Raw genomic sequence first — 13,288 nt, 5'->3', positions numbered from 1 at the left:
CTTTAGACAAAATCAACGAAGCGTGGAAAAATGCTTCCGAAGAAATGTACAAAGCGCAAGGCGAAGGACAAACTCACGAAGCTCAACCACAAGCGGATGCCAGTGGAGACCAGACTCAAGATGTAGATTTTGAAGAGGTAAAATAAATTTAATTAGGTTGATAAGAAGAAACCGGATAAGCAATTATCCGGTTTTTTTATTTAACACCCGTCGAATAGAAAATTTTGTATATTCGATTCCTATTTCAACTAAATCTCATTTGCTATGAAAAAAATTGTTCTGTTTGTTTTTGTTGCTTTGTTAAGTGTGAATGGTTTTGCCCAAAAAAAGAAAGCGACTGCCAAGAAAGCTGTAGCGGCTTCGGGTTTTGCCAAAGTGGATAATCTTGTGGCCGAAGTCAAATCGGGGAATTTTCAGGTTACCATTAACGAAAACGGAAAACCAAAAGATGCCCTAATTGTCAAAGCGGCTGATGCTTCTTTTGCGCCATCGGATTGCAAATTAAGTTCATTTACTGCCAGTGGAGTTAAATTGTATCTATTGACTTGGAGCGAAAAATCAGGCAGTAAAACCGATTTAAAAACGGAAGATATTACTACGGTTTACACCGTTATTTATGAAATTACCAGCAAGAAGCAAGTTTTTTCGAACACACAAATGACAAATCATATTACGGAGAAAGTATTTTTGAATCATACCGCTGCTTCTGAAACTCAGGAAAAAATACGAAGAGAAGGTTTTGAGTTTACGCTAAATCCTGATGGCTCTATTGTTCAGAAGAATAAAACCCAACAAAACAATTTAGTATACGATAAAGATAAAATGGTGTTTGTTGCCAAAAAGAAATAAATAAAAATCCCGACGAGTCGGGATTTTTATTTAATCATATCGATATTTACTTTTATGAAAAAGCCTTCCTAAAAATGTTCTTTTCTTAGGAGTTATAATCATTCCCACAGTCATGGCATTAATAGTAGAATCAATTTCTAATTTAGAGTTGATTACATTTTCATTAATTATATTTATTTCTAAGGATTTGAATCCTGTATAAGAAATAACCAGAATGTCATCTTTATTTGCTTTGATGGTGTACTTCCCGTCAAAATCTGTTTGTGCAAAAATCGATTTTCCTTTAACAGAAATATTAGCACCTGGAAGCGGTATATTTTGATCATCCAAAACAACTCCCGAAACTTCAATTTCTTGGGGCTTTGGAGGCGCTGGTTTTCCTAATAAAACATGTCTCTCCGTTTGTTCCGTTTTTACAGGTTCCTGCGCTGTGGCTTCGTTTAATCCAACCAAACTAATAAGCGCAGTAGTTGTAGCGAGCCATAAAGTGGTTTTCTCTTTTGGTTTTACCAAATCCCGATTGAGTTGGGTATCTAAGAAACGGCCACAAAGATTTTGGTTTTTATCAAAAGCTGAAATGATCTCCCTATCGGAAGAGTTAGTGAAATCAAAAACCTTTTTCTGACAGGAAGCACAGAATTTACCTTTGTCCATCGCGGTCATGGCTTCCCAGTTTTCGTGGCAAGGCTGTGGAATCGAAATGTTGATTTTTTGCGTCATAAGAATAGCGTTTCTTTATAAGAGGCTATTTTTGATCAAAAGGTTGGGACGTACTGAAAAAATTATTCACTAACCTTGATTTCAAAGGTCTTATCCCAGTTTTTTCCGGTTACGAAAATGGTATTTGTTTTTTTGTTGTAGGCAATGCCGTTTAAAACATCGGCTTTTGGATTCTTTATGTTTGCTTTTAAAGCTGTTAAATCCAACACGGCTTCAACGGCACCCGTTTGCGGATTAATCACAGCAATAGCGTCTTTTGTCCAGATGTTACCATAAATTTTTCCGTTAATCCACTCTAGTTCATTGACCGCTTTAATTTTACTGTCGTTAGTATACACGTTGATGTAATCAGTCAGTTTTTGAGTTTCCGGATTCATGGTCCAGATTTTCTCTGTTCCGTCAGATTGGTAGATGTTTTTACCGTCATTGGTCATTCCCCAACCTTCAATGTTTTTATCGAAATTAAAGGTTTTAAGCTGCTTCATCGTTTTGGCATCATATATAAATCCGATTTTGCTTTGCCAGGTCAATTCATAAAGTTTATTGTTCAAAACCGTAATACCTTCACCAAAATGCTTCTGATCAATCAACACTTTTTTATATGTTTTCCCGGTCTTGTAATCAATCTTGGCTACATACGACAGATAACCGCCCGAACCGGAGCCGGTGCTTTCCATTAAGGTGTCGTTGTAAAATTCAAAACCTTCCGTAAACGCATTGATATCGTGTGGATAAGTATTGACAATGGTATATTTCAATAATTTGGGAACTAGGCTCGAAGCCACTTCCACTCTGGTTTTAGTCGAAACCGTATCGCCTTCAAAATAAACGGTAGCTTTGATATTTTGGTAACCCAATTTTTTGCCGTTCAAATCTAAAGTAAATTTGCCGTTGCCTTTTACTGAAGCAATTCTTTTGTCATTATCAAAATAAACAACGCTGTCGATGGTTTTGTTTTTAGTATTCAACAACGCTAAATCTACCTTGTCGGTTGCCTGATACAGGGCTTTCAAAGCACCGTCATCAAAGCTGAAATAGCCTTCTTTTTCGGATTGAGTAGGTTGGCAACTGGCTAAGACTAATGCTAATAAAGTGGTTACTAGCAGGTTATACTTTTTCATTCGGATGGTTTAATTTTTCACTCACAAATATATTTATATTGCTCTTAAATTCTTGCAAAAAAATAAAAAGATTGTATATTTGCACCGGCAAGTCCTACACGACCAGCTCCTGCAAAATCCTCCAGGATGGGAACATAGCAAAGGTATGTGGTTGAGCGGTGCGATGTAGGTCGCTTGCCATTTTTTTCAAAAAATCGGTCCCGAAGTTATCGGGATTTTTTATTTTTACACCCTATGGTTTTATCCTGGCAAATAGTAAAGTTCCATCTCAAAGAAACCTTTGCCATTGCTTATGGAAACTACACTTTCAGAGAAGCACTGATTATCACTTTAGCACAAAACGGAGAACAAGGCTATGGCGAATGTACTTCGATAGATTATTACCATATCAATCTTGCCGATTTCACGGCTACTTTAGCGCTTGTAAAATCTAAAATTGAAAGCCAGAAGATGGTTCCTCCGACAGATTTTTATGCTTTCTTGGTTTCACTAAACTTACCGTCATTCCTGCGTTCTGCGCTCGATTGTGCGTATTGGGATTTGTTTGGTAAACTGGAAAAGAAAAGCTTTTTGGAACTGAATACCATCGATTATAACCAGCTTCCGGAATCTTCGATAACCATAAGCGTGGATACCGTTGACAATCAAATCAAAAAAATTGAACAATCGGCCTGGACAAAATTCAAAGTGAAATGCAATCATTTTGATAAAAACGATATTGCAAAACTCTTGAAGTTAGATAAGTCGTTAGCATTAGATTCGAATGGAAGTTTTACTACAGAGGAATGCCTTTGGCTGGAAGCAAATGAATTGATTTCCAAATTTACTTATTTGGAACAGCCTATGAAACTTGGCGCAGATCACTATGCTGTTTTGCATTCGGATAAATTTGCCAATTGGATGGCCGATGAAGATTGTCAGGACGCTGCCGTTTTAAAAAATTTAGTGCCTCATTACCGAAGCATCAATATCAAATTAGTGAAATGCGGCGGATTAACACCGGCTTTGAAAATGATTACCGAAGCACGGGCTCTGGGCTTTAAAATCATGATTGGTTGCATGACCGAATCTTCTGTTGGAATTTCAGCAGGAGCCGTTTTAGCACCGTTATGTGATTTTGCCGATTTGGACGGAGCCAATTTAATTGCCAACGATATCGCTTTGGGAAGTCAGATTGTAAATGGCAAAATTGAGTTGATTGAAAAGCACGGATTAGGGATTAAAATGCGCTAAAGAATTCCCTAAGTTTTTTATCTTTAACGAATGTAAATTCAATAATAAGAATGAGTAAAGTAGTTTTAATCACAGGCGGTTCTTCCGGAATTGGGAAGGCCATTGGAGAGTTTTTATTTCACAAAGGATTCACCGTTTATGGTACCAGCCGCAATCCGGAAAAAATCATTAATTCGCTATTCCCATTAATTGCTTTGGATGTTCGAAATACCGAAAGCATTCAGCAGGCGATTGAAAAAGTGATTTCGATTTCTAAGCGAATTGACGTTGTGATTAACAATGCCGGTGTTGGTATTACCGGACCTTTGGAAGAAATTCCAACCGAAGAAATCAAAAACAATTTTGAAACCAATTTCTTTGGTCCGATTGAAGTTATGAAAGCGGTGTTACCACAAATGCGCGAGCAAAATTCGGGCTTAATCATTAATATTACTTCCATTGCCGGTTATATGGGATTGCCTTACAGAGGGATTTATTCTGCTTCGAAAGGTGCTTTGGAGATTGTTTCGGAAGCCATTAGTATGGAAGTGAAAAACTTTGGTATTAACGTTGTCAATGTAGCGCCGGGCGATTTTGCTACCAATATTGCTGCCGGACGTTATCATGCTCCGATTCGTGTTGGTTCTGCTTACGAAGTTCCTTATGGTTCTATCTTAAAACAAATGGATGAGCATGTTGATAGCGGTAGTAATCCCGATGAAATGGCGCTGGCGATTTACCAAATCATCAACGAAAAAAAACCAAAGCTGCATTATAAAGTGGGTTTGTTCATGCAAAAATTCTCCATAGTACTGAAAAGAATTTTACCCGACAGAATCTATGAAAGTATGCTGATGAACCATTATAAATTGTAACTTTGCACCGAATTTTAGAAGACATCTTTTTTTAATATATAACAATTAGAGTATGAAATTTTTTATTGACACTGCCAATTTAAACGAAATCAAAGAAGCCCAATCACTAGGTGTTCTTGATGGCGTTACAACCAATCCTTCGTTGATGGCAAAAGAAGGAATCACAGGAAAAAACAATATTTTAAAGCATTACGTTGACATTTGTAATATTGTTGATGGCGATGTAAGTGCTGAAGTTATTGCTACCGATTATGACGGAATGATTAGAGAAGGGGAAGAGTTAGCTGATTTGCACCAGCAAATTGTGGTAAAATTGCCAATGACTAAAGACGGTGTAAGAGCTTGTAAATATTTCTCGGATAAAGGAGTAAAAACCAATGTTACCTTAGTGTTTTCAGCGGGTCAGGCTTTGTTGGCTGCCAAAGCGGGCGCCACTTATGTATCACCATTCTTAGGAAGATTGGACGATATTTCTACCGATGGTTTAGCGTTGATTCAGGAAATCCGCGATATCTATGATAACTATGCTTTCGAAACTGAAATTTTAGCGGCTTCTATCCGCCACACCATGCACGTGGTTAACTGTGCCAAAATTGGTGCTGATGTAATGACCGGACCTTTATCATCTATCTTAGGATTATTGAAACATCCATTGACAGATATCGGTTTGGCTCAGTTCTTAGCTGATTATGCTAAAGGAAATCAATAGTAATATATTTCTAAAATAAAAAAGTCCCGATTTTGTCGGGACTTTTTTTATATCTAATAATCTAAGTCAGTCAAAAAAGCTATTTCAATTCATCTTCAAAATTCAATTCAAAGACATTGGTAAAGGCATTTTTAATCAACCCCTTGTCGTCAAGAATAATAGTTCGGTGTACTTTGGTAATCACCCATTTGTCTTTTAAATCTTCAAACTCTGCGCAACGCAATTCGGTAATGCCATCAAAATTGTAATTCGACATCAAGTTTTCCCAATCTTCCTGAGAGCTGTTTAAATTCACACCGATAAATTGGTAATTCGGATACTTCTTGTGAAAGGCCAGGATTTTTTTATGCACCGCCTCAAAGTGAGACATTGCATTTTCTGACCAAAAGAAAATCACGGTTTTCCTGTTAGCAAAACTCGACGATTGTATAGTGTCTCCCTGACGGTTCATCAAAGCCACTTCGGGGAGTTTATTGCCTACGGTCAGTAACTGTATGGCATCGCCAATTTTCAGGATTTCGTTTTTCTGACTTTTATCGGTAGAATATTTATGATAGGTTTCCAAAAACGCTTTGTTGTTGACCATGTTTTGGTCTTCCAATAAATAGGTAAAGGCAATGTTGTTGAGAATGGTATTTTTTACTTTTTCATTCTTAATCAATGTATCGGCAATGTTCAATTTATTGATGTTGGTTTTCAGTGCCAAATCCACTTCAGAGAAATGATTGTGGTAATTGATGGCGCCCATGTTGTTGAGCATGTGCGACAAATACATGACAAAAGGCGAGTAATACGAAAGCGCTACGTTGTTACAGTTTACCTTTTTTCGGAAATCGTAAAAACCTTTTGGCAATTTTTCATAAACATCTTCACCGGTTCTGATTTTATGGATTATCGGATAGACTTCTTTTCGGGAATAATACGGATAATCAATGGCCGCTTTGGCATATTGATCAAACTCATCACTCCATTTGATTTCTTCTTTTTTGGCAGCATAAAACTTTTTGGACACTTGGTAAGAAGAGTCTATGGTATGGCTGAATTTGTCAATGTCATAATCAAAAGCTTCAAACATGTTGTTTTTGTCTTTCTCATTTCGGAGATATTGCTCCATCAGGAAGTTGTTCTTTTGGTCACCACGACCGCAAAAAACTACTGACCCGTCAAAGTCTTTGGAGTTGACGCGCACCATGATACTGTCATTCTTATCAAAATAAACGTATTGGTATTCCGGTTCGTGTTTGAAAGAATAAAGCCCCGGAGCTAGTGAATCGAACTGAATAAAGAAGCGATTGTTTTTATCGAGTTTCAACGTGTCGATGACTTCGTTGTCTTTGCAGAAAAGGACATAAGGATTGTTCGGATTGACCACTTCGCCACCAAAATAAGCTACATAGTCGTTGCCTTTAAATTCATTTTTACACGAACAAAAAAGAGCGAGCACGGGAAGTAGAAAGCTAAATGCTTTTATATTTTTAAGCGTAAACATGTCTTCGAAACTAGTAAACAAAAATAATCTCATCAATTGGATTTTACTGTTAATCTATCGTTAAAGTTAAAGCCCCCCAAAATTCAGTATTCCAGCACATGTGCCAAATCCTATAATAAAAACTACAGTAGAATAAATCAGTAATTTTATGCCAAATGCTTTATCGTCTTTCTGAAAAAGAACTTTAAACAATCCGATAAGAAAAGCAATTACACTGAATAGCATTGCTAAAGCTAAAATAAATAAAAGTGTTATCATTAGGTGCAATCGATTAATTATGCATGACAATTAACATGCAGGTTCCAAATCCGACTATGAGCATAACAACCACAATAACTATCGGAATTATGACCATTCGTAACGCTGCTTTGGATTTACCTTTACTGATAATTAGTTGTACTATACCAATACCAACCAGAACAGCACAAATCCAAAATATAGCAATAGCTGCTTGCACCAATAGTTCCATAAATCAATACTTTAGTTCTTTTCTGATTTCTTCAATTTTATTATCTCTGTAAAACAAATTCATGGTTTCAAACGGCACTATTTTCCCTCTTTTGTCTACAATATGTACGCAGGATTTTTTAACAGCCCTGACATCAAAATCCTGAGCATCCATAAAATTCATGATAATGATACGAAACAAATTCTCATAATGCAAATTATCCGATTGGACTCGTGGCAAACAACATAAGAGTTCTCCAAATTCTTCCTCGGCACAATCCACCGAAATCCCGGTGCTGAAAAGCATCAGCATGTGATTTTTCAGCTTTTCATCATTTTCAAAAACGATGGTGTTTTTGGAATTATTCAATAAGTCTTCCGGATTGATTAAATGGGTCATCGGAAATACTTCTCCGTCAATTTTCAAGGCATAAGCCATACACAAAGCATCGGGATTGCAAGGCACCGGAATCAAATCCTGTGGCGTAAAAACCGGGTATTGCTCGTATATTTTTCGGCGGACTTCTGTAAGTGTAATTCGACCCTGTTCATCGCTGTAATTGTCATTTCGTCCGGCTACCTGAGTAGGCTGGAAAGTTACGCCTCGAACACATTTTTGTTGCACGGCATATTCTAAAATCTTTCCAATTTCATCATCGTTTTCGCCTTTTTGCAGCGTGATGACTAAAGTGGTAGAGAGATTGAATTGATTTAAATTGGCCATGGCTTTTTTGCGCACTTCCGTTAAATCTTCGCCCCGTAATTTTTCTAATACTTCGGGTTTAAAGCTGTCAAACTGGAGGTAGATTTCAAAGTCGGGCATGTAAGAGGCCAGCTTTTCTACAAAAGAAATGTCTTTGGCAATTCGGATGCCATTGGTGTTTAACATCAAATGACGGATAGGTTTGCTCTTGGCCATATCCATAATTTCAAAAAACTGCGGATGCACCGTTGGTTCGCCTCCTGAAATCTGAACGACATCGGGTTCGCCTTCATTGGCCACAATGATGTCAAACATTTTTTCGATTTCTTCCAAGGTTCGGTGTCGCCCGTAATTGGGTCCCGAACTGGCATAACAAGTAGGGCAGGAAAGGTTGCATCTGTCGGTCACTTCTACGATGGACAAACACGAATGTTGCTCGTGATCGGTACACAAACCGCAATCATATGGGCAGCCATAATGTACTTTGGTGTTGAACTTCAATGGCACTTCCGATTGCTTGTTGTAGTTTCTTATTTGGCGGTAATATTCCACATCATCGGCTATCATTACCTTGGAATCGCCATGGGTTTTGCAGTGCTTCAGCATCCAAACCTTATCGTCCTGAAAGACAATTTTGGCATCAATGGTGTGTAGGCATTCCGGGCAAAGGCTTTTGGTATAGTCGTAATAAATATAATCTCTATTGGGCATATCGAATCAGTCTTAAAATAAATTTATAATAATAGGCAAAAACAAACAGCGCACTCCATTGGATGCTGCTCAAATCTAACAATAAAGGATGATACGGCTTGATAAATTCCACTAAAAAACGATACAAAAAGTACAGCAGCATGAATAATTTGAAGCGGTCGCCGTTTTCCATATTTTTGTTTTTTAGCAATTGAAATAATATAAAAAGCATTACCATAAACGCCATTTCATAAAGCATTACGGGATGTCGCAACTTGCCATCACCCAAATCCATGCCAAAAATGGAAGAGGTTTCTACACCATAAGTCGGTTCCGCTATGCCCATACTAAAGCAGCCCATTCGGCCAATGAATAGTGCCACTATAATGGGAATCACATAAATATCGCCGGAAGCTATTTTTACGCCAATGATTTTCTTGATGAGTTCAACGCCAAATAAACCACCCAGAAAGCCCCCCGCCACGGTTTTGTTTTGGTAAAAACTCAGTAGTGTTTGCTGCATAATTTCTGAAGGGGTTTCCAACATGGCAATAACTCTGGAACCAATCAAAGCGCCTATCATAGCGCCCAGTAATATCCACAGTCGGTTGATGTCAGAGATAGGGTCGGTGATGCCTCTCTTTAAATAGTAATACAAGCGAATCCCAACAATAAAGGCCAATGTTTCAAAAAAGAAGTGCAAGTATACTTTATCGCCAAAGAAAGAAATCTGATAAGGAAAGGTCATGAAGGGTCATTTGTTTTCGAGTCCAATATAGTATAAAAAACTGTTCGCTGAACACCAAATTAATGAACACTTTTGACTACTTTTGCACCAAATTTAATAAAATACAGTTCATGCTTACAGTTTCTAATTTATCGGTTCAATTTGGTAAACGAATTTTATTCGACGAAGTTAATACTACTTTCACTCAGGGGAATTGCTACGGAGTAATTGGCGCCAACGGTGCCGGTAAATCTACTTTTCTTAAAATCCTTGCCGGTGATATCGACCCAACCTCAGGAAGAGTGATCCTCGAACCGGGAAAAAGGATGTCGGTTTTGAACCAAAATCACAACATGTTCGATGAGCATACTGTTTTGGAAACCGTTATGATGGGGAACAAAGTATTGTTTGCCGTAAAATCAGAAATGGATGCCTTGTATGCTGATTATGATGATAAAAATGCCGACAGAATAGGAGAGTTGCAGGTACAGTTTGAAGAGATGAACGGTTGGAATGCCGAGTCGGATGCCGGTGCCATGCTTTCCAATCTTGGAATTTCTGCCGATATGCATTATACTTTGATGGGCGAGATGGAAGGAAAAATGAAAGTGCGTGTCCTTTTGGCACAAGCCCTTTTTGGGAATCCTGACGTGTTGGTAATGGATGAGCCTACGAATGACCTGGATTTTGAAACCATCACTTGGTTGGAAAACTTCCTGGCAAATTATGACAATACGGTCATTGTAGTATCGCACGACCGTCACTTCTTGGATTCGGTGTGTACGCATATTTCGGATATCGATTTTTCTAAAATCAATCACTATTCCGGAAACTATACGTTTTGGTATGAGTCGAGTCAGTTAGCGGCTAAACAAAAAGCCCAACAAAATAAAAAGGCTGAAGAAAAGAAAGCCGAGCTGGAAGAATTCATCCGTCGTTTTAGTGCGAATGTGGCGAAATCCAAGCAGGCCACTTCGCGTAAAAAAATGATTGAAAAGTTGAACCTTGATGAAATCAGACCGTCAAGCCGTAGATATCCTGCCATTATTTTTGATGTAGAAAGAGAAGCCGGAGACCAAATTTTGCATGTACAAAACCTTGCAGCCTCTGTTGACGGCGAAGTGTTGTTCAAAAATGTAGATTTGAATATGGCCAAAGGCGATAAAGTAGTAGTCTTTTCTAAAGACTCTCGTGCTACCACCGCTTTTTATGAAATCTTAAACGGCAATCAAAAGGCCGATGCCGGAACCTATGACTGGGGAATTACTACCAATCAATCCTATTTGCCTAATGATAACAGCCAGTTTTTTACTGATGGCAGTTTGAATTTAGTAGATTGGTTGCGTCAATTTGTGAAGACAGAAGAAGAAAGAGATGAAGTATATGTTCGTGGTTTCTTGGGGAAAATGATTTTCTCGGGAGAAGAAGCGTTGAAAAAATGTACCGTTCTTTCAGGAGGCGAAAAAGTACGTTGCATGCTATCCAGAATGATGATGATTCGTGCCAATGTGTTGATGCTGGATGAACCAACGAATCACTTAGATTTGGAATCGATTACAGCGTTCAACAACTCGTTGAAAAACTTTAAAGGTTCGGTATTATTCACCACCCATGACCACGAGTTTGCCCAAACGGTGGCCAACCGTGTTTTGGAAATCACACCTAACGGGGTTATCGACCGCTACATGACCTTTGATGAATATCTTGAGGATGAAAAGATTCAGGAAATGAGAAAGAAAATGTACTCTTAAGTATAAAAAAAACTCCCGCTAAACAGTGGGAGTTTTTTTATCGAATAATATCCGTATCCACTGGAATATACCCTAGATGCCGGCTTAAGGATAAGATTTGCCCTTTGTGATGAAACTCATGAGTAATGACATGGGTAAAAAGTTTTAATGGAGTTGCCACACCATTTGTACCATTGATTTCATAGGCTATTTCGGTCGTTACAGTTCCAAATTTTTCTATGAACTCCATCATCCTGAAGTCAATTTTTTCGAATAGTTTTTCAACATCCTGCATGTCATGCACAGTATCATAGTCAATAAACGGCACTGTTTTTTGCAAAGCTTTTTCCCCAATCCAGAACTCGTAACAATTGGCATTGTGCACTAACAGGTTTCTAATACTGCCGCCTCTTCCGAAAGAAGTATTTTGATTGATAAAATCATTCGGCGTTATCGTTTTGCAATAGTCGAAAAGCACCCTTCGCGATGATTGGATATGCTCATATTGCTCTTGGAATACCATAGCATTTGATTTAGAATTTACTATTGATAAAATTACCAAAAAAAATGGCAACTGCGAATCCCTTTAGAGGTTTCCGCCAGTACTTTGCCCTTTTCCGCCTTCTCTAAGAACCTTTCCGCCACCTCTAAGGTCTCTTCCGCCGGCGGAACGCAGCTTAGGAAACGCGGAACGAACCTTAGGAACAGCGGAACGAACCTTAGGAAGGGCGGAAGGCATCTTAGGAACAGCGGAACGAACCTTAGGAAGGGCGGAAACCCTCTTAGGAACAGCGGAACGAACCTTAGGGAACGCGGAATACTGCTTAGGGACAACGGAACGCATCTTAGGAACAGCGGAAAGCCTCCTAGAGGTGGCGGAAAGCAGTAGAAATAAAATTCCCAAATCATTCCATAGCATACATAACGCATAATTCTTATATTTGTATCCCAAACAACACTATCATGAGTCAAAAAGTATTGCTCACTTCCAAAGAAGTCAATATCATACTCCATCGTTTGGCTTGTCAGTTAATCGAAAACCATCTCGATTTTTCCAACTCTGTTCTTATCGGCATACAACCACGAGGCGTTTCTTTGGCAGCGCGTTTGAAAACTATTTTGGAAACCGAATACCATATTCCGCCTATTCCGCTAGGGTTTTTAGACATTACGTTCTTTAGAGATGATTTCCGCAGAGGCGAAACGCTGGAAGCCAATAAAACCCAAATCGATTTTTTGGTAGAAGATAAAAAAGTAGTTTTTATTGATGATGTGCTTTTCACCGGAAGAAGCATAAGAGCCGCCTTGACGGCCATTCAGTCCTTTGGAAGACCATCAGAAATTGAACTGTTGGTACTCATTGACAGACGATTCAGCCGCCATTTGCCCATCCAACCCGATTATCGTGGCCGACAGGTAGATGTCATCAACGACGAAAAAGTAAAAGTATGCTGGAAAGAGAAAGAGGGAGAAGACGCCGTATACTTGATATAAAAAGCACGAAGTACGATTTACGAAGTAAAAAGTTAAGGAAAGCAACACAGACAACACCTAACACACAACTAAAAAATGTCCGAACTATCAGTCAACCATTTATTAGGGATTAAATACCTCCAAAAGGCAGATATCGATTTGATTTTTGAAACGGCAGATCATTTCAAAGAAGTCATCAACCGCCCGATTAAAAAAGTACCTTCCCTGCGCGACATTACCATTGCCAACATCTTTTTTGAAAACAGTACCCGTACCAAACTGTCATTCGAATTGGCACAAAAACGCCTTTCGGCTGATGTGATTAGTTTTTCGGCAGCGCAATCCTCGGTCAAAAAAGGAGAAACACTAATAGATACCGTAAACAATATCCTTTCGATGAAAGTGGATATGGTGGTGATGCGTCATGCCAATCCGGGTGCGGCTTACTTCTTGTCGCAAAATGTAAAAGCCAGCATTATCAACGCCGGTGATGGCGCACACGAACATCCAACACAAGGTTTACTCGATAGTTATTCTATCAGA

At 38.6% G+C, this 13,288-nt stretch carries 13 protein-coding genes, 1 other RNA gene and 1 pseudogene; 8 read left to right on the top strand and 7 right to left on the bottom strand.

The window, feature by feature from the left end:
* Positions 1 to 264 precede the first annotated feature (264 nt).
* Positions 265 to 849, top strand: coding sequence for a hypothetical protein (locus tag V7D82_RS12310; RefSeq protein WP_333601277.1), 585 nt, complete (start codon positions 265 to 267; stop codon positions 847 to 849).
* 30 nt (positions 850 to 879) lie between these two features.
* Here the strand turns inward: V7D82_RS12310 and V7D82_RS12305 are convergent, their stop codons facing one another.
* Positions 880 to 1,569 carry a carboxypeptidase-like regulatory domain-containing protein gene (locus V7D82_RS12305; protein WP_333601276.1) on the bottom strand — a complete coding sequence of 230 codons (690 nt, stop codon included), beginning with the start codon at positions 1,567 to 1,569 and terminating at the stop codon, positions 880 to 882.
* Between the two features lie 62 nt (positions 1,570 to 1,631).
* Positions 1,632 to 2,690 (bottom strand): glutaminyl-peptide cyclotransferase, encoded by a 1,059-nt coding sequence (locus V7D82_RS12300; protein ID WP_333601275.1) that lies wholly within the window; start codon positions 2,688 to 2,690, stop codon positions 1,632 to 1,634.
* A gap of 85 nt (positions 2,691 to 2,775) precedes the next feature.
* Here V7D82_RS12300 and ffs point away from each other — a divergent pair.
* The 4 genes from ffs to fsa all read left to right on the top strand — a co-directional run bounded on the left by ffs (position 2,776) and on the right by fsa (position 5,486).
* Positions 2,776 to 2,873: signal recognition particle sRNA small type (ffs, locus tag V7D82_RS12295), an RNA gene on the top strand.
* 51 nt (positions 2,874 to 2,924) lie between these two features.
* Complete coding sequence (locus V7D82_RS12290) at positions 2,925 to 3,923, top strand: enolase C-terminal domain-like protein (RefSeq protein ID WP_333601274.1); 999 nt, start codon at positions 2,925 to 2,927, stop codon at positions 3,921 to 3,923.
* A gap of 50 nt (positions 3,924 to 3,973) precedes the next feature.
* Positions 3,974 to 4,777, top strand: a complete 804-nt coding sequence (locus V7D82_RS12285; protein WP_333601273.1) for an SDR family oxidoreductase — start codon at positions 3,974 to 3,976, stop codon at positions 4,775 to 4,777.
* A gap of 52 nt (positions 4,778 to 4,829) precedes the next feature.
* Positions 4,830 to 5,486, top strand: coding sequence for a fructose-6-phosphate aldolase (gene fsa / locus V7D82_RS12280; protein WP_333601272.1), 657 nt, complete (start codon positions 4,830 to 4,832; stop codon positions 5,484 to 5,486).
* Positions 5,487 to 5,565: 79 nt separating this feature from the next.
* Here fsa and V7D82_RS12275 read toward each other — a convergent pair whose 3' ends face one another.
* From V7D82_RS12275 to V7D82_RS12265, 3 genes are all read right to left on the bottom strand, one after another.
* Complete coding sequence (locus V7D82_RS12275; protein ID WP_333601271.1) at positions 5,566 to 7,008, bottom strand: TlpA family protein disulfide reductase; 1,443 nt, start codon at positions 7,006 to 7,008, stop codon at positions 5,566 to 5,568.
* Positions 7,009 to 7,447: 439 nt separating this feature from the next.
* Positions 7,448 to 8,836, bottom strand: a complete 1,389-nt coding sequence (locus tag V7D82_RS12270) for a radical SAM protein (protein WP_333601270.1) — start codon at positions 8,834 to 8,836, stop codon at positions 7,448 to 7,450.
* Positions 8,826 to 9,563 carry a prolipoprotein diacylglyceryl transferase gene (locus V7D82_RS12265; RefSeq protein ID WP_333601269.1) on the bottom strand — a complete coding sequence of 246 codons (738 nt, stop codon included), beginning with the start codon at positions 9,561 to 9,563 and terminating at the stop codon, positions 8,826 to 8,828. The genes V7D82_RS12270 and V7D82_RS12265 overlap by 11 nt, the downstream gene beginning before the upstream one ends.
* Before the next feature lie 110 nt (positions 9,564 to 9,673).
* On the opposite strand from V7D82_RS12265, the gene V7D82_RS12260 reads away from it, so the two are divergent.
* Positions 9,674 to 11,293 (top strand): ABC-F family ATP-binding cassette domain-containing protein, encoded by a 1,620-nt coding sequence (locus V7D82_RS12260; protein ID WP_333601268.1) that lies wholly within the window; start codon positions 9,674 to 9,676, stop codon positions 11,291 to 11,293.
* Positions 11,294 to 11,330: 37 nt separating this feature from the next.
* On the opposite strand, the gene V7D82_RS12255 is transcribed toward V7D82_RS12260, so the two are convergent.
* The gene (locus tag V7D82_RS12255; protein WP_333601267.1) at positions 11,331 to 11,795 is read right to left on the bottom strand and encodes a DinB family protein; all 465 of its coding nucleotides are present in this window, start codon (positions 11,793 to 11,795) and stop codon (positions 11,331 to 11,333) included.
* 63 nt (positions 11,796 to 11,858) lie between these two features.
* Entirely contained in the window at positions 11,859 to 12,011 is a 153-nt protein-coding gene (locus tag V7D82_RS12250) for a hypothetical protein (protein WP_333601266.1), read from the bottom strand.
* A 224-nt stretch (positions 12,012 to 12,235) separates the two neighbouring features.
* On the opposite strand from V7D82_RS12250, the gene pyrR reads away from it, so the two are divergent.
* On the top strand, positions 12,236 to 12,766 hold the full coding sequence (pyrR, locus tag V7D82_RS12245) for a bifunctional pyr operon transcriptional regulator/uracil phosphoribosyltransferase PyrR (protein WP_333601265.1): 531 nt from the start codon (positions 12,236 to 12,238) through the stop codon (positions 12,764 to 12,766).
* Between the two features lie 75 nt (positions 12,767 to 12,841).
* Positions 12,842 to 13,288 (top strand): annotated as a pseudogene (locus V7D82_RS12240) (aspartate carbamoyltransferase catalytic subunit); the annotation flags it as partial.

Origin of the sequence: Flavobacterium sp. (assembly GCF_036741995.1) — a bacterium.
Taxonomy (GTDB): Bacteria; Bacteroidota; Bacteroidia; order Flavobacteriales; family Flavobacteriaceae; genus Flavobacterium.
The sequence above is the reverse complement of the archived record's forward strand: the minus strand, read 5'-3'. Positions and strand labels throughout refer to the sequence as shown.